The sequence below is a fragment of the Pelagibacterium sp. genome, from assembly GCF_035555455.1.
GTDB lineage: Bacteria > Pseudomonadota > Alphaproteobacteria > Rhizobiales > Devosiaceae > Pelagibacterium.
Genome location: NZ_DATMGM010000022.1, coordinates 1 through 24,317 on the forward strand (window position 1 = coordinate 1; position 24,317 = coordinate 24,317).

The 24,317-nt window shown below is 61.9% G+C and carries 26 protein-coding genes, 1 tRNA gene and 1 pseudogene; 13 read left to right on the forward strand and 15 right to left on the reverse strand.

Annotation, left to right across the window (positions count from 1 at the left end; genetic code table 11):
• Positions 1-258 precede the first annotated feature (258 nt).
• Positions 259-1,671 (forward strand): NADP-dependent phosphogluconate dehydrogenase, encoded by a 1,413-nt coding sequence (gene gndA, locus VNS12_RS03615; protein ID WP_325486481.1) that lies wholly within the window; start codon positions 259-261, stop codon positions 1,669-1,671.
• Between the two features lie 3 nt (positions 1,672-1,674).
• Here the strand turns inward: gndA and VNS12_RS03620 are convergent, their stop codons facing one another.
• From VNS12_RS03620 to VNS12_RS03630, 3 genes are all read right to left on the reverse strand, one after another.
• Complete coding sequence (locus VNS12_RS03620; RefSeq protein WP_325486482.1) at positions 1,675-3,063, reverse strand: TCR/Tet family MFS transporter; 1,389 nt, start codon at positions 3,061-3,063, stop codon at positions 1,675-1,677.
• 96 nt (positions 3,064-3,159) lie between these two features.
• Complete coding sequence (locus VNS12_RS03625) at positions 3,160-4,344, reverse strand: FAD-dependent oxidoreductase (protein ID WP_325486483.1); 1,185 nt, start codon at positions 4,342-4,344, stop codon at positions 3,160-3,162.
• 11 nt (positions 4,345-4,355) lie between these two features.
• Positions 4,356-4,601 (reverse strand): zinc-finger domain-containing protein, encoded by a 246-nt coding sequence (locus tag VNS12_RS03630; protein WP_325486484.1) that lies wholly within the window; start codon positions 4,599-4,601, stop codon positions 4,356-4,358.
• Positions 4,602-4,793: 192 nt separating this feature from the next.
• Between VNS12_RS03630 and VNS12_RS03635 the strand changes: the two genes are divergently transcribed.
• The 3 genes from VNS12_RS03635 to VNS12_RS03645 all read left to right on the forward strand — a co-directional run bounded on the left by VNS12_RS03635 (position 4,794) and on the right by VNS12_RS03645 (position 6,851).
• The gene (locus VNS12_RS03635) at positions 4,794-5,552 is read left to right on the forward strand and encodes an alpha/beta fold hydrolase (RefSeq protein WP_325486485.1); all 759 of its coding nucleotides are present in this window, start codon (positions 4,794-4,796) and stop codon (positions 5,550-5,552) included.
• Between the two features lie 119 nt (positions 5,553-5,671).
• Positions 5,672-6,493, forward strand: coding sequence for a serine O-acetyltransferase (gene cysE, locus VNS12_RS03640; RefSeq protein WP_325486486.1), 822 nt, complete (start codon positions 5,672-5,674; stop codon positions 6,491-6,493).
• Positions 6,494-6,635: 142 nt separating this feature from the next.
• Positions 6,636-6,851, forward strand: a complete 216-nt coding sequence (locus tag VNS12_RS03645; RefSeq protein WP_325486487.1) for a DUF3126 family protein — start codon at positions 6,636-6,638, stop codon at positions 6,849-6,851.
• Between the two features lie 45 nt (positions 6,852-6,896).
• Here VNS12_RS03645 and VNS12_RS03650 read toward each other — a convergent pair whose 3' ends face one another.
• Positions 6,897-7,592, reverse strand: a complete 696-nt coding sequence (locus tag VNS12_RS03650; protein ID WP_325486488.1) for a hypothetical protein — start codon at positions 7,590-7,592, stop codon at positions 6,897-6,899.
• 98 nt (positions 7,593-7,690) lie between these two features.
• On the opposite strand from VNS12_RS03650, the gene VNS12_RS03655 reads away from it, so the two are divergent.
• Entirely contained in the window at positions 7,691-8,017 is a 327-nt protein-coding gene (locus tag VNS12_RS03655; RefSeq protein WP_325486489.1) for a DUF6949 family protein, read from the forward strand.
• An 89-nt stretch (positions 8,018-8,106) separates the two neighbouring features.
• On the opposite strand, the gene VNS12_RS03660 is transcribed toward VNS12_RS03655, so the two are convergent.
• From VNS12_RS03660 to VNS12_RS03675, 4 genes and pseudogenes are all read right to left on the reverse strand, one after another.
• Positions 8,107-8,733: a transglutaminase-like cysteine peptidase gene (locus tag VNS12_RS03660; RefSeq protein ID WP_325486490.1), complete on the reverse strand. Its 627-nt coding sequence runs from the start codon at positions 8,731-8,733 to the stop codon at positions 8,107-8,109.
• A 124-nt stretch (positions 8,734-8,857) separates the two neighbouring features.
• Positions 8,858-9,205, reverse strand: a pseudogene (locus VNS12_RS03665) (cell wall hydrolase); the annotation flags it as partial.
• Between the two features lie 263 nt (positions 9,206-9,468).
• Positions 9,469-10,101: a PilZ domain-containing protein gene (locus VNS12_RS03670; protein ID WP_325486491.1), complete on the reverse strand. Its 633-nt coding sequence runs from the start codon at positions 10,099-10,101 to the stop codon at positions 9,469-9,471.
• A 118-nt stretch (positions 10,102-10,219) separates the two neighbouring features.
• Complete coding sequence (locus VNS12_RS03675; RefSeq protein WP_325486492.1) at positions 10,220-10,870, reverse strand: PAS domain-containing protein; 651 nt, start codon at positions 10,868-10,870, stop codon at positions 10,220-10,222.
• A 192-nt stretch (positions 10,871-11,062) separates the two neighbouring features.
• Here VNS12_RS03675 and VNS12_RS03680 point away from each other — a divergent pair, with 192 nt between their 5' ends.
• Positions 11,063-11,806, forward strand: coding sequence for a rhomboid family intramembrane serine protease (locus VNS12_RS03680; RefSeq protein WP_325486493.1), 744 nt, complete (start codon positions 11,063-11,065; stop codon positions 11,804-11,806).
• A gap of 12 nt (positions 11,807-11,818) precedes the next feature.
• Here the strand turns inward: VNS12_RS03680 and hisI are convergent, their stop codons facing one another.
• Positions 11,819-12,271, reverse strand: coding sequence for a phosphoribosyl-AMP cyclohydrolase (gene hisI / locus VNS12_RS03685; RefSeq protein WP_325486494.1), 453 nt, complete (start codon positions 12,269-12,271; stop codon positions 11,819-11,821).
• Between the two features lie 31 nt (positions 12,272-12,302).
• Positions 12,303-12,926: a GTP cyclohydrolase I FolE gene (gene folE / locus VNS12_RS03690; RefSeq protein ID WP_325486495.1), complete on the reverse strand. Its 624-nt coding sequence runs from the start codon at positions 12,924-12,926 to the stop codon at positions 12,303-12,305.
• 183 nt (positions 12,927-13,109) lie between these two features.
• On the opposite strand from folE, the gene VNS12_RS03695 reads away from it, so the two are divergent.
• From VNS12_RS03695 to thrS, 3 genes are all read left to right on the forward strand, one after another.
• Entirely contained in the window at positions 13,110-13,538 is a 429-nt protein-coding gene (locus VNS12_RS03695) for an iron-sulfur cluster assembly scaffold protein (protein WP_325486496.1), read from the forward strand.
• Positions 13,538-13,837: a membrane protein insertion efficiency factor YidD gene (gene yidD, locus VNS12_RS03700; RefSeq protein WP_325486497.1), complete on the forward strand. Its 300-nt coding sequence runs from the start codon at positions 13,538-13,540 to the stop codon at positions 13,835-13,837. Before VNS12_RS03695 ends, yidD begins: the two co-directional genes overlap by 1 nt.
• A gap of 200 nt (positions 13,838-14,037) precedes the next feature.
• On the forward strand, positions 14,038-16,008 hold the full coding sequence (gene thrS, locus VNS12_RS03705) for a threonine--tRNA ligase (RefSeq protein ID WP_325486498.1): 1,971 nt from the start codon (positions 14,038-14,040) through the stop codon (positions 16,006-16,008).
• 546 nt (positions 16,009-16,554) lie between these two features.
• On the opposite strand, the gene VNS12_RS03710 is transcribed toward thrS, so the two are convergent.
• Positions 16,555-17,535 (reverse strand): hypothetical protein, encoded by a 981-nt coding sequence (locus VNS12_RS03710; protein WP_325486499.1) that lies wholly within the window; start codon positions 17,533-17,535, stop codon positions 16,555-16,557.
• A 110-nt stretch (positions 17,536-17,645) separates the two neighbouring features.
• Between VNS12_RS03710 and VNS12_RS03715 the strand changes: the two genes are divergently transcribed.
• The 3 genes from VNS12_RS03715 (at position 17,646) to VNS12_RS03725 (ending at position 20,384) form a co-directional block, all read left to right on the forward strand.
• On the forward strand, positions 17,646-18,254 hold the full coding sequence (locus tag VNS12_RS03715; protein ID WP_325486500.1) for a nitroreductase family protein: 609 nt from the start codon (positions 17,646-17,648) through the stop codon (positions 18,252-18,254).
• A gap of 27 nt (positions 18,255-18,281) precedes the next feature.
• A complete protein-coding gene (locus tag VNS12_RS03720; protein ID WP_325486501.1) occupies positions 18,282-19,100 on the forward strand; it encodes a transglycosylase SLT domain-containing protein in 819 nt (272 codons plus the stop codon).
• An 81-nt stretch (positions 19,101-19,181) separates the two neighbouring features.
• Positions 19,182-20,384 carry a DUF2336 domain-containing protein gene (locus VNS12_RS03725; RefSeq protein ID WP_325486502.1) on the forward strand — a complete coding sequence of 401 codons (1,203 nt, stop codon included), beginning with the start codon at positions 19,182-19,184 and terminating at the stop codon, positions 20,382-20,384.
• 28 nt (positions 20,385-20,412) lie between these two features.
• Here the strand turns inward: VNS12_RS03725 and VNS12_RS03730 are convergent, their stop codons facing one another.
• A complete protein-coding gene (locus tag VNS12_RS03730; RefSeq protein ID WP_325486503.1) occupies positions 20,413-21,189 on the reverse strand; it encodes an NAD kinase in 777 nt (258 codons plus the stop codon).
• Positions 21,190-21,274: 85 nt separating this feature from the next.
• On the reverse strand, positions 21,275-21,538 hold the full coding sequence (locus VNS12_RS03735; protein WP_325486504.1) for an aa3-type cytochrome c oxidase subunit IV: 264 nt from the start codon (positions 21,536-21,538) through the stop codon (positions 21,275-21,277).
• A 132-nt stretch (positions 21,539-21,670) separates the two neighbouring features.
• On the opposite strand from VNS12_RS03735, the gene VNS12_RS03740 reads away from it, so the two are divergent.
• Positions 21,671-21,746 (forward strand) — tRNA-Thr (locus VNS12_RS03740).
• Positions 21,747-22,050: 304 nt separating this feature from the next.
• On the opposite strand, the gene gstA is transcribed toward VNS12_RS03740, so the two are convergent.
• Complete coding sequence (gene gstA / locus VNS12_RS03745; RefSeq protein ID WP_325486505.1) at positions 22,051-22,665, reverse strand: glutathione transferase GstA; 615 nt, start codon at positions 22,663-22,665, stop codon at positions 22,051-22,053.
• Positions 22,666-22,833: 168 nt separating this feature from the next.
• Complete coding sequence (locus VNS12_RS03750; protein WP_325486506.1) at positions 22,834-24,102, reverse strand: ROK family transcriptional regulator; 1,269 nt, start codon at positions 24,100-24,102, stop codon at positions 22,834-22,836.
• Positions 24,103-24,317 lie beyond the last annotated feature (215 nt).

Sequence of the window (24,317 nt, forward strand, 5' to 3'; positions counted from 1 at the left end):
TGGTGGATTTACCCGACCCCGAGACGCCCATTACCACGATCAGACGGGGATTGTGGGGCGGGGGCAGGGGCATGAAAGGTCCAGTTGCGGGTTGGCGGGGCCAGCATTTTGCATGCCCTGTTATGGCTCGCAATGGCATCGGGGCCACAATAGCCCGGCAATCGACCCGGCGAGGGGCGAGAGGGAAGGCATGTGTTGCCCGCTCCGACGAGGACGGCTACAGACAAGTCATATACGAAAGATCAAGAGGGCTTATGCATGGAAGAGGCTGATATTGGCCTGATCGGGCTGGGCGTGATGGGCGAGAACCTCGCCCTGAATATTGCCGACAACGGCTATAAGGTCGCCGTCTTCAACCGTACCGCGGAAAAGGTCGAGACGTTTCTCAATAATTCCGGAGAGCTGCGGGCCAATGTGATGGGCAGTGGCGATCTCGCCGCGTTCGTTGCCATGCTCAAGCGGCCGCGCTCGGTGATCATCATGGTCAAGGCGGGCCAGCCGGTCGATGAGGTGATTGCCGAACTCAAGCCGCATCTGGCCGAAGGCGACGTGATCATCGATGCGGGCAACGCCAATTATCACGATACGGTGCGGCGCTTTTCCGAACTGGATGGAACGGGAATCGGGTTCCTGGGGATCGGGGTGTCCGGTGGCGAGGAAGGGGCGCGGCATGGTCCATCGATCATGGTCGGCGGATCGGAAGCGCAATGGAAGAATGCCGAAGGCGTGCTGACGGCGATTTCCGCAAAGTTTAACGGCGAGCCGTGCTGTGCGTATCTCGGGACCGGTGGGGCCGGTCATTTCGTCAAGACCATCCATAACGGCATCGAATATGCCGACATGCAGATGATCGCCGAAATATACGGGATCATGCGTGACGGGCTGGGGATGTCGCCAGAAGCCTGCGCAAAAGTGTTCACCGAATGGAATTCGGGGCCGCTCGATTCGTACCTGATCGAAATCACCGGCCATGTGCTGGCGGCGATGGATGCCGATAGCGGCAAACCGCTGGTCGACGTGATCGTCGATGCGGCAGGCCAGAAGGGCACCGGGCGATGGTCAGCGATCGAGGCGCTCAGCCTGGGCGTTTCGGCAACCACCATCGAAGGCGCTGTGGCGGCGCGGTCGATCTCGGCGATGCGCGAAGAACGCATCAAGGGCGAGGAAATCTATGGGGCCGGTGCCAAGGGCAAGGCCACAATCTCGCTCGAAGCGCTGGAAAAAGCCTTGCTGGCCGGAAAGATCGCGGCTTATGCGCAGGGCTTTGCGGTGATGGCCAAGGCCTCCGAGGAACATGGCTGGAACCTGCCGCTCGACGCCATTGCGCGCATCTGGCGGGCAGGGTGCATCATCCGCTCGCGGTTCCTCGACCAGATTGCGCAATCCTTTGCCGGTGGGGCAGGAACGAACCTGTTGGTGCAGCCAGCCTTTGTGGAGATGATGAAGGACAGCAGCGCTGCCTTGCGGGCGGTGGTGGCGACCTGCGCCATCAATGAGCTGCCCGCTCCGTGCCTCTCTTCGGCGCTGGCCTATTTCGATGCCTATCGGCAGGCGCGCGGGACAACCAACCTCACGCAGGGGCAGCGCGACTTCTTCGGCGCGCACGGCTTCAAGCGGCTGGATCGGGACGGCGATTTCCACCACGAATGGCCGAGCCTTGTGGAGAAATAGGCCTTAAGCCTTTTGATCTGATGTTGACGGCGGGGATGGTTCATTCCCGCCGTTGCCATTTTCGCTGCCGTTGGCGGTGTCGATATCCTCTTCGTCTGGCTGGCTGACGGCCTGACCGGTGGGCTGGGTAAAGCGCGGCTTCTTGCGCGCCGCGTCATAGGGCTGGCGGGTAATGTTGAAGCGCAGCGCGGCGATGATGAACAGCGCGATGGCGCCAGCCACCAGCAGCCCGGCGGCAAAGAACGGCATGCCCGGAAAGGTGATCGGGCGCAGCGGGTTGGTGGTGAAGAACGAAAACAATTGCGTGGCGGCAAGTGGCGCGATGATGGCCGTCAGCGAATTGACGGCATTGACGGCGCCTTGCAGCTCGCCTTGCTGATTGGAGCGGGCATTGTTGGCCAGAAGCCCCGTGAGGGCAGGCGCGGCGATGCCGGAAAAGGCCCCGATGACCAGAAAGGTCCACAAGCCGAGCTCGGTGTGGATCAGCGAGACCCCGACAAAGGCGATAACGGCAAGGGTGAGCCCGATGATCACCGTGGCGGTGACCCCCAGATGGCGGGTGGCAAAGCCGACCAGAAGGGCCTGGCTGAGCGCAAACAGAATGCCGAAAATGGCCAGCGACCGTCCGACCTGTGACGGGCCCCAGTCGAACTGTTCGATGGTGAAGAAGTTCCAGACATTGGGATAGGTCTGTCCGGCCAGCGAAAACAGGAACAGCACGCCGAGCAAGAGAAAGATCACCGGCGTGTGGCGGAAGGCGAGAATAGCCCCAAGGGGGTTGGCCCGACGCCAATCGAAGCGGCGACGGCGGAATTTCGACAGGCTTTCGGGCAGGACGAAAAAGCCGAACACCACATTGGCAGCGGCAAGGGCAGCAGCGAGGAAGAACGGCGCGCGGGGACCGAATTCGCCCAATTCGCCCCCAATGACGGGGCCAACGATCAGCCCAAGCCCGAACGCCGCCCCGATCAGCCCGAAGCGCTGGGAGCGGTCTTCGCGGGGGGTGATGTCGGAGACATAGGCGGTAGCGGTGCCCATGGCCGCTCCGCAAATGCCCGAAAGCACCCGGCCAACGAACAGCCAGAGCAGGGTGGGCGCGAGGGCCATGATCAGATAGTCGAGCGACAGGCCAACCAGCGAGAGCAGCAATATGGGCCGACGGCCCCAGCGATCCGACAGATTGCCGAGGATGGGCGAGAACAGGAACTGCATCAGCGCATAGACGAATACCAGATAGCCGCCGGTCACGGCGGCGTTGGTGACCGTCTCATGAGTGAGCTCAATGATGAGATTGGGCAGGACCGGCAGGATGATGCCGAGGCCCACAATGTCGAGAAAAACGGTGATCAGGATAAAGACGAGCGTCAATCTCGACTGAGGCTTTACGGGCATAGGCTTCCGCTTAGGTCATTGGAACGTTCAGTTGGCACATAGGCCGGGGAAATGGCAAGGACCATGCACAGGTTGCATGGATGCCTGCAAAACGCTCTACGGGGAAGCGGCGGGATCGTAGCCATAGAGCCAGTCGAGCCGCCGGAAATGGCCGCGCGGTCCCTGCAATCGCATAACCGCGTTGCGGGCGGTGGCCAGCGGAAAGCCCATGTGAAAAATTTTCCCGTTTTGCCGGGAGACAGTCTGCACCCGGGTGACGCGCTGGAGCCGCAGGGCGGTGAAGCGGGTGAAGGCATGGTTGGCATCGGGCGCGGCGGCCAGCAGCGGGGCCAGCACCGCAGCGTCCTCGATGGCCATGGCGGCCCCTTGCGCCTGAAAGGGCAGCATGGCGTGGGCGGCATCGCCCACAAGGCCGATGGGCCCATGGTGCCAGGGACTGGTGTGGACGCTGGAGAGCACCCAAGGCGTCCAGCTTTCGCCGACCGCTGCGAGCAATTGCGTTACCCGGTGATTGTTGCCAGCGCGGATGCGGGGCGCGCGCTGATCGAGCACGGCCAGATTGTTTTTCGATTCCTGGGTGAAAAGCGCGAGATTGACAGCGTTACGGTGGGGCAGGGGATAGACCACCAGATGAAAGCGCGGGTTGAGCAGCAGGGTGGTGCGCGCAAGGTTTATCGCGCCATCCACCGCATCGGGGGCAACCAGAGCCCGCCACGCGACCTTGCCGCTATATTGAGCCTGGGGGCCGCCAAGCACATGCGTGCGGGTGATGGAGCGGACGCCATCGGCGCCAACAAAGGCAAAGGCGCGCATGCGGCGGGTCTTGCCATCGGGTTCGGCTAATTCGACGGAGACGCCGGAACCTTCAGGGCGGACGGTGAACTCCGGGACCGAGAAGACGATATCGATATTGGCGAAGCGCCGGGCGGACGCATAGAGGATGTCCACCAGATCGGCCCGGTGCATGACGGCATAGGGCGCGCCGAAACGGGTGGCGATTGCGTCTCCGAGCGTGAGGGTTTGCAGCGGACTGGTCCGGCCATCGGGGAAGACATCGATGCCCTCGGGCACAAAGCTCTTTTGGGCGATGGCCTGGGAAAGACCGAGCCGGTCGAGGCTCTTGCGGGCATTGGGGCTGATCTGAAGGCCGGCCCCGACCTCGCTGATGGTGGGATTGCGTTCAAGAACGACGACGCGGACGCCGAATTTCGCCAAAGCGAGAGCGAGGGTCAGCCCCGCTATGCCAGCGCCGGCGATCGCGATGGTGCGCGGCGCGCCCATAGGGGCGGCGATCAGGCGTGTTCGACGGTGAACACGGCGCTCGCGGGATTGGCGAGGCCCGCGGGCAGTTCGGGAGAAAAGACGTAGAGGGTCGAGCAATAGGGGCAGACGATCTCAGTGTCGGCGCCCATGTCGAGAAAGACGTGCGGGTGGTCGAACGGCGGAATGGCGCCAATGCACTGGAATTCCTTCGCGCCGATTTCGATGCGGGCCAGACCCTGGGTATTGTGGAAATGGGGCGTACGGTTCTGTGCCATGCAAGTCAGTATCCGGCTGGTTCGGAAGTCGGCGGGACCATAGCGATTTGCCCCCCTGATGGCCAGACCCATGTTGGCCCGGTTGGCGGGCTGGCGAGAGCTTGTTAAGAGAGGGACCAGCTTAATTGAAGCGGATGGTGGCGTGGCCAACGGTGGTCGCGTTCGCGAAATCCAGAGTCGAAAGAATCCCTTATGCCGGTTTTTCAATCTGAAGGTTTGACGCTCGCCTATGAGATCTATGGAACCGGCAGGCCGATCGTGGCCGTGCATGGCTTTGGGTCCAATGGCGTGGTCAACTGGGTGGCAACGGGGTGGGCCGAGGCCCTCAACGATGCGGGATATCAGGTGATCACGCTGGATAATCGGGGCCACGGCGCATCGGAAAAGCTCTATGAGGCGGGGCTTTACGGGGCCGACGAGATGGCAAAGGACGTGGCCAATCTGATCGATCATCTGGGGCACGCGCAGGTGGGGCTGATCGGCTATTCGATGGGGGCGCGGATCAGCGCTTTTGTCTGCATCCAGAATCCCCAGAAGGTGGCGTGTGCGATTTTTGGCGGGTTGGGCGCCAACATGCCGACGCCCACGCTCGACAGTCCGGAAATCATCGCGGGACTGAAGGCGGAGGCGCTGTCGGAAGTGACCCATCCCACGGCGCGGCAGTTCCGCATCTTTGCCGAGCATACGAAAAGCGACCTGATGGCGCTGGCTGCTTGCATGGAGGGCTCGCGGACCCCGGTGCCGGTCGAAGGTCTCGAAACGATCGACCTGCCGGTGCTGGTCGCGGTGGGTAGCGAAGACGATGTCGCGGGACCGCCGCAGCCGCTGGCGGACATGCTGCCGCAAGGCGAGGCGCTGGTCATCGAACGGCGCGACCACATGCGCGCCACCGGGGACCCTCAGTTCAAGCGCGGTGCGGTGGAGTTTCTGGCGCGGGTATATCCGGCGTGAGGCCTATGCATTTTCGAAACCAGGGCGAAAAATGAACCAATTTGCCAGCGGACCCTTTGTTTGACACAACGGGTTCGCCTATATCAGGGCAACAGGAAAATCCTATTGCGGAGGCACGCATGTCGAGCAGCGTCCAGAAGTCAGGTAAGCTCCAGACGGTCGATCCCATCTGGGATGCGATGATTGCGCAGGCGGAGGATATCTGCGCCGCGGAGCCGTTCCTGACGCAGATGGCGATCACGAGCGTGCTCAATCATACCAGCTTCGAATCGGCGCTGGCCCACCGGCTGGCGGCAAAGCTCGATCATCCGGACGTTCCGGCGGACCTGATCCGCAAGGCCTTCGACGAGACGCTGGCAGAGCACAGCGACATCGCAGCGTCGGCGCGGGCGGACCTTGCCGCGACGCTGGAGCGTGACCCGGCGTGCCACCGGATTATCGATCCATTCCTGTTCTTCAAAGGCTTCCAGGCGATCCAGACCCATCGCATTGCCCATGCCTTGTGGCAGTCGGGCCGCAGGGATTTCGCCTATTATCTGCAAAGCCGGTCGAGCCAGGTTTTCCAGACCGATATCAATCCGGCCGCACGGATTGGCAAGGGCATCATGCTCGATCACGCGACCGGGTTCGTGGTGGGAGAAACGGCGGTGATCGGCGATCACGTCTCGATCCTGCATTCGGTGACGCTGGGAGGGACGGGCAAATCCGATCAGGACCGGCATCCCAAGATCGGCGATGGCGTGCTGCTGGGGGCAGGGGCCAAGATTTTGGGTAATATACGGGTCGGCGAATGTTCGCGGGTGGCGGCAGGATCGGTGGTGCTCAAGGAAGTGCCGCCGCGCACCACGGTTGCCGGCGTTCCGGCGCGGGTGGTGGGGGAAGCGGGCTGCAATCAGCCCGCCACGGTCATGGACCAGATCGTCATGGTGCCGCGCGATTGATGCGGAGCGGGGAAATCGCCCCGGCGTTCTTGCGTTATGGCTCACGTTGGATACAGTCGCGCCGATTCAACACTATCGGTGATTGTGCTCCCGTTGGCGGATTTTGCATTTCGCCGGCGACCGCACGCAACGGAGAGACCCTGTGAAGCACGAAGAAATCATCAAGCTGCAGAAATATCTGCAAAAACAGTTCGGTAACTCGTCGATCGACGTGCGGCCCCGTCCCAAGCAGGACGATTCCGTCGAGCTGTATCTGGGTGAGGAATTCATCGGCCTGATCTATTCCGACGAGGACGAAGGCGAAAAGTCCTACATGGTGCAGATTTCCATTCTCGACATCGACCTCGACGAGGTCTGATCGGACGAGATCGTCAGAGAAAAGAGGGCCCTTTGGGGTCCTTTTTTATTTGCGCAGCGCGGCGAGGGCGTCCTCGATGCGGGTATCGAACTGACGCCAGGTGTCGAGCGCTTCGGGATCGAACGAGACAATCGCCGTGTTGCGATCCGAAAGCGCCATGACACGGATGCAGGTGCGGGCGCCGGGGGTGATGGACACCGGCGTCATGCATTTGGCGACGAAGGGATTGGGGCTGAGAGGATCGTACCAGACCGTTTCGCCGACCGTGCCCGGGTCAGCGGTGAGCGGCTTGCCGACAAGGCCGGGTGGACCTGACAGCTGCGCGTCGGAAAACTGATGCAGATAGACACTGTCGAGGAGCGCGGCGCTGGTGCGGGTGCGCCCGCGCGGGGTGATGGTGACGGCAACATCGCTGAACTTGCCCCCGGCAGCGAGCGGGAGCGCGAGAACGAGATCGATGCGTTCGGCAAAACCATCGCGGCGCTGGGACGGATCGGCCAGCAGGGCGGCGGGGACGATATAGGGCTGGGGGCCGATGGTGACGATGTGGACGGCGGCAAGCGCCGGTAATGGCTCGGCCCTGTCCAGCCGATCGAACCAGGCGCGCAATCCATAGGCCCCTAGCAGCGCGGCAATGGCAACGGCCAGCGCGATGATCGCCACCAGATACAGTGCCGATCCCGCCGTTGGCGCGGAGTGGGCAGTTCGCGATGTCGAAGACCGGCTGTTCACATTAACCATAAATGCGCGAGGGCGATGACAGCGAGTTTGGCGCTATTTATGTTTAACAAATCGTAAACGTGAGCGGCGCGCGCCGAATGGCGCTGGAAGGACCGGACGTGACCCAATTGCTGCTTGCACTGTTTCTGATCGGCATCGGCATGAGCGTCGCCGGGACCGGAACGCACCTCTATCAGCAGATCGCGCGAAAAGTCGCCGAGTTCCGTGTCGACGGGCGCAACGCCATCGAGAGCGTGGCTAATCTGTTCGTGCTGTTCATCTGCGGGCCTTACATGATGCTGCGGCTCGGCTGGCAGGCCGATGCAGGAGGCAGGCCCTCGACAGTCAACATCCTGCTGGCTGCATTCATCGGCTTTGGCTGGAGTTTCGTGACCGGCCTGATGATCATGGGAACGTATGTGTCGATGCTGAAAGCTGCGGCATAAAAAAAGGCCAGCTCCCTTGCGGGAGACTGGCCCAGTGCACACTCCTGTCGGGGAGTGGAACCCGTAAAATCAGTGTCTTTAGTGCAGGCTCAGTAACCTGCGGTGGCCAGCACGACAGCGTCACGGCCATCGAGGATATCGACCCACTGGCCCGCATGGGCCTGTGACTGGCGCTTGAGATAGGTGTAGGGCGTATCGGTCCACAGCTTGATCAGGCCGTCCTGGTTATCGAGGATCAGATCTCCGCGATCGGTACGGATCATCAGCACGGCGTGGCCTTCGCCATTGCTCTGCATCACCACCGAGATCAGAAGATTGGCCGGGTTCCAGCCGCGACCGATCAGTTCGGCGCGCTTGGCGAGGACGAAATCCTCGCAGTCGCCATAACCGGAGGCTGGAATGGTCCAGAACTCGGGAACGCCATACAAATCCTGATCGCTGACGGCGGTGATGGTGGTGTTGAAGTGGTTGTTCACGTCCTGCAGCTCGCGCCACAGGTCATCGTTGAGAGCGACCGGCGCAGCTGCAGCCATGGGCTGGCAGTCATAGGGGCGCTTCTGGCAATATTCCATGTGACCGACCGGGATGGAGGTCTGGCCGGAAATCTGGGCGTAGGCCGTGTGGATGCGCCCGTCCTGAGCAGCGGCCGGTGCGGCGGCACCCAAAAAAGCAGCGAGGGCGACAAGGCCCGAAACAAGGATCGATGTTTTTTTCATTTTCGTGATCTCCCCGACGGAGACCACGATAGGCGGGGGCAATTGCCCCTATCGAAAAATTGCCACGCAGTTTTTAAGCGTGTTTTATCGGATTGATTTACCCGGCATTAGCCATGAGAGATCAGCGGCGGGCGTAGAACGCATTGCCCCCGGCCACCAGCACATAGTGCATGTTGCGATAGGGGAAGGTGAGACCGGCGGTGTGGAAATACATCGCATCCTGCACTCCGTAATGCCGCTCGCCGGCGAGCACGCGCGAGGCCATCTGTGAGGCAAGCTGCATGCTGCGCGGCTCGGTCATCTTCTTGTGCAGCACCCCGTCGGCGAACTGGTTCTTCTGTCCCACCACGCCACACACATCGCCGGGGAACTGTGGGGAGGCTGCGCGGTTCATCACCACGGTGCCGACCGCCAGCATGCCATCGGGGCTGGAGCGGTTCGATTCGAAATACATGACGCGGGTCATGCACTCATGAGGTGTTTTCGCGCCGAACAGACCAAACAAGGTGGCGCAACCGGAAAGACTGGTGAGGGCGGTCAGGCAGACGGCAAGCGCCGCAGCCTTTTTTACGATACGCATGACAAAGAACCATCCAGAATACGCGGGTGGTTGCGCCGCCCGACCCCGCCCCCCGCGACCGGACCTGCGCGACTGCATCAAAAATACCAGCCAGCGGGTTAAGGATAAGTTCACTACGATTCGCCGGTGGGAAATTTTTCGGCGGCGGAATCGCTCTAGTTCACCGTCAGATTCTGCTGCACGACTGGCAGCATTTCCTGGACCGAGCCGAATTCGACGGCGATGCCATCGGAAAAATGGCGCACGACGCGGGCGCGCATGCGGCCAAGGGTGATCGGCGTGCCCAGCGCCGGGCGCACGTCGATTTCAACGGCAGCACCCGACAGCGAGATATCGGTGATCTTGCAATGATAGCGGCGGCCATCTTCGAGCAGAATTGAGGAATGGCGATTGTCGGGCACCACGCGCTCGTGGCGGCGGTCTTCGGGCAGGTCGAGCAGGTCCTTGTTGGCCAGCCAGGTAAGCTGGGCGGCCATCTTCTCGCGCTTGCGCGATGAGGCAATGAGGCTCATGTGGAAGCCGCCATCGATCAACCGGAGGATCGGTCCTTCCACGCGTCCCAGATGGTCGAGATAGATGATGACTTTTTCACCGATCCGGCCGCTTGCGGGCGCGATGACAATGGCATCGCCCGGAGACATCTCAATGATCTGGCAGGGAAATTCACGACGGTCGGCGAGCATGTAGCGACCCAGCACCGAGACATTGACGCGCTGGAAACGGCTTTCGGACGCGCGGGCGGGCGCGGCCGAATAGTGCTTTGCAAGCGCCGAATCTTCGATGAGCATGTCCCGCTATCGCTCCCATAACCGCCGATTACGGGCCAACAATATCAGGTACAGCGTTAACGGAGGGTAAGGCGGGGGATAACCAATTGATTCAACTGATGTGGCGGGTGCGCAAGCGTCAGTTCTTGCCGCCGTCGATCACCGAAAGATGAGCGTAGCGGCGCGCGGAGTATCCAGCAACGGTCGCCGGCATTGGCATGGCGCTGTCGTTCATGGCGGCGGCGATATCGTCGAGCACCGGATTGCGATAGCCATCGGCGGTGACGGTTTCGCGGTCATCGGGCCAGATCAGCCGCAGGCCGGTGATGCGCTGGTCAACGATGGGGTGGATGCCCAGCCAATAGGGGGTATCCAGCGCGGTGAGTCCGCCGAGAATGCGTGAACTGGTGACGCCGTTATGGCGCAGCGGGAAGAGCGCCAATTCGAACATCAGCTTTTCGCCGCGCTCGGTCGCGCCTTCGAAGGTGACCAGCGCCACGGCGTGATCTTCGGTCACGGCGCGCATCAGCGTTTCGAGCGCATCATGATCGCGCGCGGACCACAGCATGGAAAACGGGCGCGATTTGAGCTCGCGGCAATAGGTGGCGCAAATGTGGGAGCCGGCGAGGCGGAAGGTGAAATCGGCACCGTCCAGCGATTCGAGAATGAAGGTGTGGGCCAGGGCATCGCGAATCCGTGTAGGATCGATATCGCGACGTTCCGGAGTCGACCGGGCGCCGCGGATCTCGTTCCAATAGGAGTAGAGCGTTCTGGTGCTGCGCTGTTGCATTCTGTACCCGGCAAGTCCTGGATCTGCGATAGAGGGCGGGGCCGATCAGGACCTCGCCAAGACAAACGCCAGACTGGCAAATTCGCTGCGCAAATGCGCTCTTAAACAATCATTAAGGTTAATTTCCACGGTCGCTATGTGGATAAATCACCAACCGACCGGAAACACGCCGGAATTCAAGGGACAACCCTGATGGCCGATACAGACAATCCCTCAGTTCCGGACCGGCGCGAGCCGATTTTCAACGTACCGGGCGTGATCGCGGTGCTGGTGGGCCTGATGTGGGCGATTCACATCGCCTCGGGGCTGGTGCTGGACGCCTATGGGATGGGCAATCTGCGTATCTGGTTTGCCTTTATCCCCGACCGGTTCACGGCTGCGGCCCAATGGCCGGGCGGGTGGCTGCCCCTGGTGTGGACCGGGTTCACCCACGCGTTCCTGCATGTCGACTACATGCATCTTGCGGTCAACACGGCCTGGCTGGCGATCTTTGGAACGCCGGTGGCGCGCCGCTACGGGACAAGCGGTTTGCTGATTATCTTCTTGCTCGGCGCGTTGGCCGGGGCGCTGGTGCAGACGGTGGCGCTGCTGTTTTCCATCAGCCAGTTCGCGATACTTTTGGGGGCATCGGGTGGGGTGTCAGCGCTGACCGGTGCGGCCATGCGGTTCATATTCGAGCCAGTGATTTTCCGGCGTGACCCGGAGACGGGGCAGGCGATTCCGCTGGGGCGGAAGACGGCTTCGCTCGCGGGGGTGTTCCGCAATCCGCGCAGCCGCGCCTTCATCGTCATCTGGTTTGTGCTCAACCTGATGATCGGATTTGCGCCGCTGATTCTGGGAGCCAATATCGCGATTGCGTGGGAGGCTCATATCGGCGGGTTCCTGGCCGGATTGCTGCTGCCTTCGGCGTTGGACCGGTTTTCGCGGCGGGGGTAAGGGCTGGGGAGTTCAGCCCTTGCCATAGACCTCGTTGGGGTCGAACAGGGATTTTGCCCCGTTGTCGCGCAGTTTCGCTTCGTCGCCGTCCAGTTGGACGGTGCGGTAAAAGCATGTCTTACGGCCCGTATGACAAGCAGCGCCCCGTCCTGTTTGCTCAACAACAACGATAAGGGCGTCCTGATCGCAATCGGTGCGCATTTCGACCAATTTCTGCAGTTCGCCTGAGCTTTCGCCCTTCTTCCACAAGGTGTTGCGCGAGCGCGACCAATAGGTGGCGAAACCCGAGCGCAGCGTCTCGGCGATGGCGTCGGCATTCATATGCGCGACCATGAGGATTTCGTTGGTTTGCGCTTCGACGGTGACGGCGGTGACCAGCCCATTCGCATCGAAACGCGGGGCAAAGACCGATCCGGCTTCGAGTTCGTCGCCGGACAGGGTGGCTGAATCAGCGAATGGCTTCATGGTGCGGTGTTCTTCTCTCGGATTTTTGATCCTAGCGGCCGGCGCGGATCAGCGCGAAGAAGCGCTCCTGTTCCTGACGGTCTTCGGCGAAGACCCCGGTGAACCGTTGCGTTACGGTCGAGGCTCCGTGCTTGTGCACTCCGCGAATGGACATGCACATATGCTCGGCTTCGAGCATCACGGCTACGCCGCGCGGGTTGATCGCCTCGTTGATCGCATCGACGATCTGGGCTGTGAGGTTTTCCTGAGTCTGCAGCCGCTTGGCGAACACATCCGTCGCCCGGGCCAGCTTGGACAGGCCAACGACACCATCATGCGGGAGATAGGCGATGTGGGCTTTCCCCACAAAGGGCACCATGTGGTGCTCGCAATGGGAGGAAAAGGGGATATCGCGGACGAGGACGATATCGTCATAGCCGCCCACTTCGGAAAAGGTTGTTTGCAGGATCGAGGTGGCGTCGAGATCGTAACCGGCGAAATACTCGCGATAGGCATCGACGACGCGGCGGGGCGTTTCCAGCAGGCCCTCGCGCTCGGGATTGTCGCCCGCCCAGGCAATCAGCGTGCGCACGGCAGCTTCCGCCTCTTCGCGGCTCGGACGATCAATGACGCGCTCAAGCGCAGTTTTGGCGATGGGCTTGACGTTCATGTCCATACGGAAGTTCCCTGCTATCGGCGCTGCATGTGACATGCGCATGCCGAAGGGTTTATCTGTGGCCTTCGCGTTTGCGGGCCTCGACAGCGCTTCTTATATAGTCGGGGCAAGCCGGTCGACAAGAAAACAGATTGGCGAGTTTGGGTGAACAAGCGGGTTTGCGACCCGGGAATCGACTGAAACATGGAATTTTCCGACCTTTACAGCAATCGCATCCTCGAAATCGCCGGTGCTGCGCGACCGATGGCGCGACTCGCGGCTCCGGACGGAACGGCGCGCAAAGTGTCGCGGGTGTGCGGTTCGGCGGTGGAAGTCGATCTCAAACTCGATGCTGGAAAAGTGGTTGCGTACGGGGCCACGATCAGTGCCTGCGCACTGGGGCAGACGAGCGCGGCGATCATGGCCGAGCACATCATCGGCGAAACGCCCGCAGATTTGCGCCGCTTGCGGGAGACTATGGTTGCAATGCTCAAGGCGGATGGACCGCCGCCCGTGGGGCGCTGGAGCGATCTGAAATACCTCGAACCGGTGCGGGCTTTTCCGGCCCGGCATGCGTCGACCCTTTTGGTGTTCGAGGCGGTGGTTGCGGCGCTCGACAAGGCCGGGGCGTGATGGCGCGCATCTGGGCGGTGATCGACTGGCCGTTCAAATGGACCGCTTATCTGTTGATTCAAGGCTATCGCTATTCGCTGTCGTCCCTCATGGGCCGCACCTGCCGCCACGCACCCTCCTGTTCCGAGTTCACCCGCGACGCGATTTTGCGGCACGGCTTTTGGCCGGGGGGGTGGATGGGGGCGGCGCGTATCTGGCGCTGCCGGCCGGGGGGGACCCATGGGTATGATCCGGTGCCGGAGGATATGCCGGGCGGTGCGCATTGGTTTCTGCCATGGCGGTATGGGCGGTGGGGGTAGGGTCGGGTTGAGTTCACTATGCGCGTGGGTTGGTGGATGGGGTGCTGGGCACCCCTCAACCGTCTCGGGCCAGTGGGGGGAAAGGGAAGCATCAGGCGGGTTTGGGAGCCAACTAAGGGCTGGAATCCCGGCGTAATCGTGCTAATCAACCGGCCTTGCGCACAAAGTGTGCGCAACAGCGAAATTTATGGAGACCCAAGATGATCAAGGTGACGTTCCCCGACGGTGCAATGCGCGAATACGCGAAGGGCACGACCGGGACCACCATCGTCGAGGGTATCTCGAAGTCGCTGGCCAAGAAGACCGTGGCCATGCGCTGGGACGGGGAGCTCGCCGACCTGTCGGATGCGCTCGACGCCGATGGGCGGATCGAGTTCGTGTTGCGCGATGACGAGGCGGCGCTTGAGCTGATCCGTCACGACGCGGCTCACGTGCTGGCCGAGGCGGTGCAGGAATTGTGGCCCGATACGCAGGTCACCATCGGGCCGGTGATCGAGAACGGGTTCTATTACGATTTTTATCGCGCCGAGCCGTTCTCGGAAGATGAGTTGCGCCAGATCGAAAAGAAGATGGGCGAAATCATCGACCGGGGGGCCGCGTTCACCAAGGAAATCTGGAGCCGCGAAGAGGCCAAAAAGGTGTTTGCCGCCAAGGGCGAGCACTTCAAGGTCGAACTGATCGACGCAATCTCTGAAGATCAGTCGATCCGTATCTACAAGCAGGGTCAGTGGTTTGACCTGTGCCGCGGGCCGCATATGCGCACCACGAAAGATGTGGGCAAGGCGTTCAAGCTGACCAAAGTGGCGGGCGCTTATTGGCGCGGCGATTCCAATCGCGAGGTGCTGAGCCGGATTTACGGGACGGCCTGGGCGACCAAGGAACAGCTCGACCAGTATCTGCACATGGTCGAGGAAGCCGAAAAGCGCGATCACCGCAAGATCGGGCAGGAGATGGATCTGTACCACTTCCAGCCCGAAGCGCAGGGCTCGGTGTTCTGGCACCCGAAAGGGTTCGTCATGTACAATCAGATGGAGGAGTATATCCGCCGCCGTCTGAACACCGCCGGCTACAAGGAAATCAAGACGCCGCAGCTGCTCGACAACAAGCTGTGGGAGAAATCGGGCCACTGGGGCAAGTTCCGCGAGAACATGTTCGTGGTACCCGACGAGACGCCCTCGACCGAAGGTGATCAGCCGGTGATCTCGCCGGATGCGAACCTGTTGGCGCTCAAGCCGATGAACTGCCCGGCCCACGTGCAGGTGTTCAATCAGGGAATCAAGTCTTACCGCGATCTGCCTCTGAGGCTTGCGGAATTTGGCTGTTGCCATCGCAATGAAGCGCATGGGGCGCTGCATGGACTGATGCGCGTGCGGCAGATGACCCAGGACGATGCGCATATCTTCTGCCGGGTGGACCAGATTCAGGCGGAGACCGAGGCGTTCTGCGCCTTGCTCGACTCCGTCTATGAGGACATGGGCTTCACCGAAGTGAAGATTTTGCTCGCGACGCGGCCTGAGGTGCGGGCGGGCGAGGACGATGTCTGGGACCTTGCGGAAAAGAGCCTTGGCGATGCGCTCAAGGCCACGGGACGCCAGTTCCAGATCGCGGAAGGCGAGGGCGCGTTTTACGGTCCCAAGCTTGAATTCCATCTCAAGGACGCGATCGGCCGGTCGTGGCAGTGCGGGACGTTGCAGCTCGATTTCGTGATGCCCGAGCGGCTGGAAGCGTCCTATGTGGCCGAGGACGGGTCGCGCCAGCGTCCGGTTATGCTGCACCGGGCCGTGCTGGGCACGCTGGAGCGCTTTATCGGCATCATGATCGAGAGCTATGCCGGGCGGATGCCCCTGTGGCTGGCGCCGGTGCAGGTGGTGGTGGCGACGATTGTGTCGGATGCGGACGATTACGCGCGTGATGTGGTTGCGCAATTGCAGGCGCGGGGCATCCGGGCCGAAATCGATACGCGCAACGAGTCGATCAACTACAAGGTGCGCGAGCATTCCGTGGGGCGGGTGCCGTTCATCTTTGTCGCCGGACGGCGCGAGGCGGAGGAAAAAACCGTGTCCATCCGCCGTCTCGGCAGCCAGGGCCAGACGGTGCAGCCGCTCGATGAAGCGATTGCCGAACTGGCCGGGGCGGTGGTGCCGCCGGACTTGCAGCGCAAGGCGGGTTAACCCGGAAAGCGAATTGGCTTGGGTGTTGGTCAGTAGGGTGGGCGCTGGAGTACAAGCTTCAGCGCTGCCGGTTACTGGATCCCGGATCAAGTCCGGGATGACAGCGCTGGTGATGGGGCACCGGGTGCGCTGAGCTGATCTGCCAGCCAAAGGGGGCGTTGAAATTCAGCGCACCCCTCACCCCGGCCCTCTCCCTCAAGGGGAGAGGGGGGCTCTTTGGGAGGCGTTGGTTCTCGTATGGAAACGCTGAGCCAGCTACAGAAGGTGGGCAGATGAGGGGGCACTAAGCTCCCCCAACTCCCATCGTTATCCCGAGGACTTGATCCGGGATGACAGGAGATTACAGTTGCCCCCTTTCCCTTCTCCCCTTGCGGCAGAGGGTGGCCGGGCAGCGGCCGGACGAGGGGTGCTAAGCTATCCCAACCCCCACCGTCATCCCGGGCGGAGACCCGGGATCCAGTAACCGGCAGGGTTGCGGTTCTTTCTTGGCCGCCGCCGGGTACTGGGGCTCGGCTCAAGCAGGGATGACTGTGAAAGGAACTGTCCTTAGTACACAGCCGTCAGGATTTCGACCTGGCGCGGGCTGCCGGCGGTGATTTCGAATTCGCGATTGTAAACATTCTCGCCCAGCTTGGCCAAGGCGAGGTAGTCGCCTTCGGCCAGAACGGTGGCGGGGAAGGCGCCGATGTCGGTGAAGATGGTTTCGCCCTGCTGCGTCTTGATGGTCCATTCCACGTCGGCGATGGCCTCGCCACCCTCTTCGGAGACCAGTCGCAGGGAGACCTGCGCTGCCTTGTGATAGAGGGTCGCCTCGGTGATCTGGCCGGATTCGACGCGCAATTGGGAACGGACCACGGCGTTGATGGGGCCGAACCGGGACACGATGGAGTAGATGCCCGCGCTCAGGTGCATGAGTTCGTCGGCAGGAACGTCTTCGGCAACCGTCGTGCGTCCGTTTGGACCGTCCGAATAGACATCGAACCGCAACAGGTCGGCTGGAACGGGAATTTCGCCGGTGATCATTGCCGAGAGACGCAGGCCGCCGACCTCGAAAATGATGGTATGGGTATTGGGACCGGGCTCCACAAAAAGGCGGTCGCTGGCTTGCGCGCGACCATAGGCGACGTGGATCACATACTCTCCCGGAGGGACGCTGAACGCCGCCGTCGCGTCCTCGGATTTGGCCACCAGCGCCAGTTCGCCGGTTTCGTCGGTGCGGGTATCGAAGATGCGCCAGACGAGGCCGTCGGGGATGAACGGGCCGTCATCGGTCAGGCGGGCGGAAAGCGTGACAGGCTGCGGGTCGGTGATGCCGGAAAAATCCGGTCGCCGATCGGGGCCGATATCGTCATCGATGTCTATGTCGGACGCGATTTCGTCGGCATCGTCAGGCTGCTCGGGGCCGCCGTATTGAGCAGGGCGGGGCGGGGGGACAGGTGCGACAAGATCGTCATCGATCTGTTGTCCGGCGGCGGGCATGATACCCAGAGCCAGAATGCCTAAGAAAATCACAGATCGCAGGTACATCAACCAACCCATTGCCAAACCACCGCCCCAGGGCGGCCATCCCTAGACTTGGAATGGGGAAAAGCTGTGTCATAAGGGAGCACGATGAGCAAGTTTGGAGCATTGTTTTCATGAGCGTCAATCTCGCGCTGCGCGATTATCTCAAGACCCGCCGCACCGTCACCGCACCGTTTCTGGCTGAGCCCGGCCCGAATGCCGACGAACTCGATGAATTGCTGACCATCGCCAGCCGGGTGCCCGATCATGGCAAGCTCGCGCCCTGGCGATTCGTGATTATCGAAGGGGCGGCGCGCGCGGCGGCGGGGGAAAAGCTCTATGAACTGGCTAAAACCAAGTGGCCGGAGCGCAGTGAACAGGAGCTGGACACCGAACGCAGCCGGTTTCTGCCTGCGCCGCTGACCGTGGGGGTCATTTCAACGGCGGCTCCGCACGTGAAAATCCCCGAACTGGAGCAATTGCTGGCGGCGGGCAATGTGTGTCTCAATCTGTGCCACGGCGCCAATGCGCTCGGTTTTGCGGCCCATTGGGTGACGCGCTGGTTTGCGTTTGATGCGGACGCTGCGGCGATGCTGGGAGCCAAGCCGGGGGAACAATTTGTCGGGTTTGTGCATATCGGCACGCCCCAGACCCGGCTTGAAGATCGCGATCGCCCCGATGTGAAGGCGCTGACCACATATTGGCAGGTTAACGCGCGGTTAACCCCTGTAGGGTTTCATTAACCATGAACTTTTCCGAGTCGGATGCTCATGGTTTCGCCGATTTCCTCCGTTCCGCAACCGATTGCCCATGCCCTCGACAGGGCAGGGGCACGCAACGGCGTGGATTTCGACTACCTGTTGCAGACCGCGATCCGCGAAAGCAGCCTTAATCCCAACGCCAGGGCCTCGACGTCTTCGGCGACGGGATTGTTCCAATTCATCGAGAGCACCTGGCTCGAAATGATGAAGGATGAAGGGCCGCGGCTCGGCTATGCGGATTTTTCCGATCATATCGAGGAGCGGGACGGGGAATTCTTCGTGGCCAATCCGGCGGTGCGGCAGCAAATTCTCGAATTGCGCAAGGACCCGCAGGTTGCCGCTGATCTCGCCGCTGCCTTTACGCGGCGCAATGGCGACTATCTGCATAGCAAGTTCGGGCGGATGCCCAGCCCGGGTGAATTGTACATCGCCCATTTTCTGGGGCCGCGTGGGGCCGAGCGATTTTTCGAGGTGGGGCTGACCGCGCCCGACGCACCGGCGGCCAATTATTTTCCACGGCCCGCGGCGGCCAATCCGACGATCTTTTACCAAAATGGGCGGGCGCGCTCGGTGCGCGAGGTTTACGAGGTGCTGGTGGCGCGCCACGCAAGCGGACCGTCCAACGCGGCGTTTGAGGCCCAGCAATTGGCCAATCAGCAAGCGCTGCCCTCGCGGATGGAGATGGAGACGCGCCCGCTGATCCCGCCGGGGGTGTCGTTCACCTCGCTGTTTTCCACGCAGGTCGATCCGTCTGGCGCGTCGCCAGTGGACTTGCCGACGGCTGCCCCCGGGCGGCCGCTGTTCAGCGGGTTCTATTCGGGTGAGTAGGGCGTCTGATCCGGGTCGTCATGGTGAACCAATCCTTAAATCTTGCGCGCTAGGGTGAGGCCAGAATGTTTGGGGAAATGTATGGTCGCCTATCAGCGTTATGTGGAGCTGTCGCAATCGCGAAATAGCGAGGAGCGCGGACAGGCGGCGCATCTGGCTGCCATGGCCTATCTGGGCCATCGCGGGCCAGCGGACGAGCAAGCGGCGCTCTATGCGGCGCTGGTCAATTTTCTCGATGATCCTTCGGTGAAAGTGCGCGCGGCGCTTGCCTATGGGCTGCTGCATTCCGAACACGCACCCCGTCCGCTGATGCTGTCGCTTGCGCAGGACGCGCCGGTGATTTCGCGCGCCGTGGTGCAGTTTTCGCCGGTGCTGCTCGATGCGGATCTGATGGGAATCATCCGGTCCGGCGATCCCGATATGCTGGTGGCGATCACGGCGCGGCCCACGCTGGGGCAGAGGATTGCACTGGCGCTGACGCGGCAGAACGACCCCGATCTTTGCGTGAGGGTGCTGGAACGGACCGAGATCGGGCTTCCCGAAGATGATTTGTTGATGCTGGCTGAAACGTGGGGCGAGGATGCGCGGGTGCGGGGGGCATTGCTCAAGCGCACCGATCTGCCCGGCACCGCCCGGTTGCATCTGGTGGAGTGTGTCCGGGCGGCGCTGGCGGGTCTGCGTATCGTCAAAGGTTCGATCCAACCGCGCAGGCTGGACCGGTTGATGCGCGACGCTTGCGATTCTGCGGCGACGACGATCGGAGAACGGGAGGCGGGCAGGGGCGCACAGCGCTACGTCGCGACGATGGCTGCCAGTGAAAAGATCAACACGAGACTGATGCTGCATGCGGTGGTGCATGGGCAGGTGCTGTTTTTTTCCGATGCGCTGGCGCAGCTTTCCGGTACGCCACGGGCAAAAGTGTTCACGCTTCTCGATAGCGGCAGCCGGGGCGCGCTGCATGCGCTGTTTGCGCGATGCGGGTTTTCGCCGGCGGTGCGGAGCCTGCTTGCCCGGTTGGTAGCGCATGCCCGCCGCAACGATCTGGCGGACGATGTCGCGGCACGGCATCACATCGTTTCCTTGCTGATCGAGGAACTGATTGCCGAACATGACGGGGCGTTGCCTGCCTCCCTCGATGAGGCCTTTGCCTATCTCAACGAACAGAACATTGCGCTGGCGCGCAAGGCAGCGCGCGGCGTGATGCCGGCTTTTGCCGCAGAAGCGAGCGAGGCCGTGATGCTGGCGGACATGGAGGCGGAGCGGCTGGCCCTGCCGGCGGCGTGAACGCCGTAAAAAAGCCAGTCAGTCCCTACTAATAGCGGAACTGTTCGATCAGGACGCGTTCGTCGAGGCTGTGGCCGGGATCGAACAGGAGCGTTACCGAATGGAGCCGGTCTTCATGCACCTCGACTTTGAGGACATGCTCGAATTCCACGTTATCGGCGACAGCGCTGAGGGGGCGCTTTTTCGGTTCGAGCGTGGAAAACGCGAGATGGGCGCGGTTGGACAGGATTGCCCCGCGCCAGCGGCGGGGGCGAAACGGGGAAATCGGCGTCAGCGCCAGCAACGGTGCGGTGATTGGCAGGATGGGTCCGTGGGCGGACAGGTTGTAAGCAGTCGACCCGGCCGGGGTGGCGACGATTACCCCGTCGCAAATCAATTCCTCCAGCCGCAGATCGCCATCAATACGGATTTCGATTTTGGCGGCCTGGTATGAGGACCGGTAAAGGGAGACTTCGTTCAGCGCCAGCGCCTCGGACACGGCGCCATCGGCGGTGGTCACGCGCATCTTGAGGGGATGAATGGTGGTGGGCATGGAGGCGCGCAGGCGCACATCAAGCGCATCGGGGCTGAACTCGTTCATCAGGAACCCGACCGAGCCGAAATTCATGCCATAGACAGGGATGCCCCTGTCCATGACCCTGTGCAGGGTCTCAAGCATCAGGCCATCGCCGCCCAGAGCCACGATGATCGAGGCGTTGTCGATGCCGCAATCACCGAAACGGGCAGCGAACATGTCACGCGCGGCGCGGGCTTCCGCAGTGTCCGAGGATACGAAAGCCACCTTGCCATCGGTATATAGCGCCACGCGACCTCTCCCCGGAATTTCCGCAAACTCTCGTCCGGGGATTAGCACGCGCCGCCGGGACTGACCAGCGTGCGCGCGGGCAGCGTCAGTGCGCGGGGGCGGCGGTCGACAAGAGGCCGTACACCAAAATCCCGACGGCAAAGGCCATGATGAGCAGGCCGCCAGCGACAGAGCCGCCCAGCGTCATGACATACAGCCCGCCCAGGAGCAGGAGCATATGCACGGCAAACCACGTCAGAATATGGACGAAGCCGGCATAGGTGCGCGCGTGTTCGGCAAACTCGGGAGCCGCTGCCCCGGTCGCCGGATCCTCAATGACAGGGAATTGCTCGGGGCTGATAGTGCTCATGACATAATCCTCCGGTGTGTGTGCCAAAGGAACAACGACCAGACCGGGAGATAGGTTTCATGAGTGCGCGGTGCACCGGGAAATCTCTTCGGCTTGCATCGGCACAAGACTGGTGCTAGCAACCAACGCGTTGCCGGTATAGCTCAGTTGGTAGAGCATCTGATTTGTAATCAGAGGGTCGCGGGTTCAAGTCCTGCTGCCGGCACCATAAAACTCAATAAAATCAACGTTTGACAGCAGGGTCGAAAAGAACAAACCGGAATGGTTTGTGTTCTCGTCGCGACGATGGGATTCCCGTCAGCCGACACCGGCCGGGCACATGCCGCGATAGCGGTACTCGCCGTGTCCGTTACGCTTGCGTGCCTGCGCCGGGTGCTCAGCCATCGCGCTCGTGACGGCTGGTTCGCGGATCATTTTCAACGTGCGCGCAGCACGCACAAAAAATCCCCCGCTGGCGGATAGCCAACGGGGGGGTATTTTGGTTGGCAGGCAGACTGAAACGCCAGGTACGCTTATGCCGCCTGCAACAATCCTTCAGCATCGAGGCTCTTCTGAACTGCTGGGCGAGCGCCAACGGCCGCAACGTATTTCTGCACATTCGGAAACGCCGCCAGATCAATCTCGGCGAACCTTACCCACCCCAGGATGGTCCAAAGATAGGCGTCCGCCGCCGTAAACGTGTCGCCCATAAGGTACGTCTTGCCGGCGAGCTTCTCATTTACGAAGCCGAGGCGCTTGTTGAGGTGATTACGGGTGGTAGCCTTCGTCTCGTCAGTCGTCTCCGGCTTGAAGAACGCGCTGAAGCTCTTGTGCAACTCAGACGACACGAACGCCAGCCACTGCTGGACGCGGTAACGCGCCATGTCGCCAACCGCCGGCATCAAGGCGCTTTCCGGATTCTGGTCGGCCAGATACTGCACTACAATCTGCGCTTCGGTCAGCGTCTCGTCGCCATCAATCAGAAGGGTCGGCACATATCCGTTAGGATTCACTTCCAAATAATCGGTGTCGTGCTCTGTCTTCTTGGTTCCGCCATCAACCCTGACCAGTTCAAAGGCCAAGCCAGCTTCGTTCGCAACAATGTGTGGCGCGAGAGAGCAGGCGCCGGGCATGTAGTACAGCTTCATTCACATTCTCCAAAAGATGAACGCTGCCCTCCAGACTGGACATCCAGCTGCCTGGCAACGAAGCTGCAATGTGGCCTTGCAACCGCCCGCTTCAAGAGGCAGCGACTATTTGCCCCTTAAGCTGATGAGAGCGGTGGGCGAGCCCGCTAGTGTGCTGCCGTCGCGGGTTCAAGTCGTGCTGCCGGCACCACTTTTCCGATCAGTTTCAAGACTATGCGTTGCGGGGCTCAGGGTTCTGCCGGAAAACGCTGTGTCGATGCCGGTGAGGGTCTTCATCATCAGGCCGCGATAGATCGGTTCGCCCGCATCGGGTACGAGATCGACTGGCGGCAGGCCACGCACACGGCCCATCAGCGACGCGGCAACGCCTTCGGCCAGGCCGGTTTCCATGAGATCATAGGCGGCGGTGAGCGGGCCCAGCATGACGATCCGGTCGATTTCGACAAGCGAGATCAGCCGGTTGATGCCAAAGCCGATGGCCTGTCCGGCAAGAGTGAACGCGTGGCGGGCGTTGCGTTCGCCGTGGCGCGCATCAGCCATGATCTTTTGCAGATCGGCGGGCGGGACGGCACTGGCGGGGGGCGTGTGTTCGGGCACAGCGTATGCCGTGCGCAGGATGGCGTAATCGCCGGCATAGGCCTCGATACAGCCGCGCGCGCCGCAGCGGCACAACGCCCCGCCGGGAACGTGGATCATGTGGCCGAATTCGGTGCCCAGATCGGTCTGCGGAGAGGCGCCGATGGGGAAGGTCAGTCCCATGCCGAGCGTGGAACCGGCAAAGATGGTGGCAACAGTCTTGCCGCCCTGGTCCGAGGTGACCCAGCGCATGCCGTCGGCCATCAGCCGTCCGCGCTTGAACAGCCGGGCAGGGACGCCGAACTGTCGCTCGATGGGCCCGATGAAGTCGTGTCCGGCCAGATGGGCAATGGGAGACCATTGCAGCCCGGTGCCGCCCGCTTCGAGTATGCCCTGAACGGAAATGGACACCCCGTGCAGGGCGCAGTGCGCGCCCTGTGTGCGCTCGATCATCATGCCGATCCGCTCGGCGAAATACTCGGCCGGGGCCATTTGGGAAAAGAGGGTGGGCCCGACGGGCGATTCCACCCGGTCGATCAGGATGCCAGCATAATCGACAAGCGACAGGCGGCAGCGGTTCACGTCGATTTCGACGAGGAGGACAAAACCGGCGCTGCGGCTGAGCGAGAGCTGAACCGCTGGACGTCCGCGCGCCTTTGCGCCGGAAACCGGCTCGGCCTGTTCGGTGAGAATGCCGTCCCGGACCAGCTCGGACGCAATCGCGGTGAGCGTTGCGTTGGACAACCCGGTGGCCGTTGCCACTTGCGAACGCGACAGCGGGCCGTGCCGACGCAAGGCGCCGAGCACAAGCTGCCGGTTCTGACGCCGGATCATTTCTGTGTCCGCAACGCGTTGCGTCAAGGACGACCTCCCTTTGTGACCGTGCCCCTTCTAGGGACATCGCCGCCCGGTTGCACGTGGTTTTGCCCCTGGCGCGCAATTGGACGTTGACACAGCATTTCGCGCGTGCCAATTATTTTTTCGGGTATTGAAAAATATCCAGTGCGAAGCGCTCAGGAGGTGCTTTGCGGGAGGACCTTTCTTTCATTGAGAGTGGGCGGACGGGGGCGTCCGCG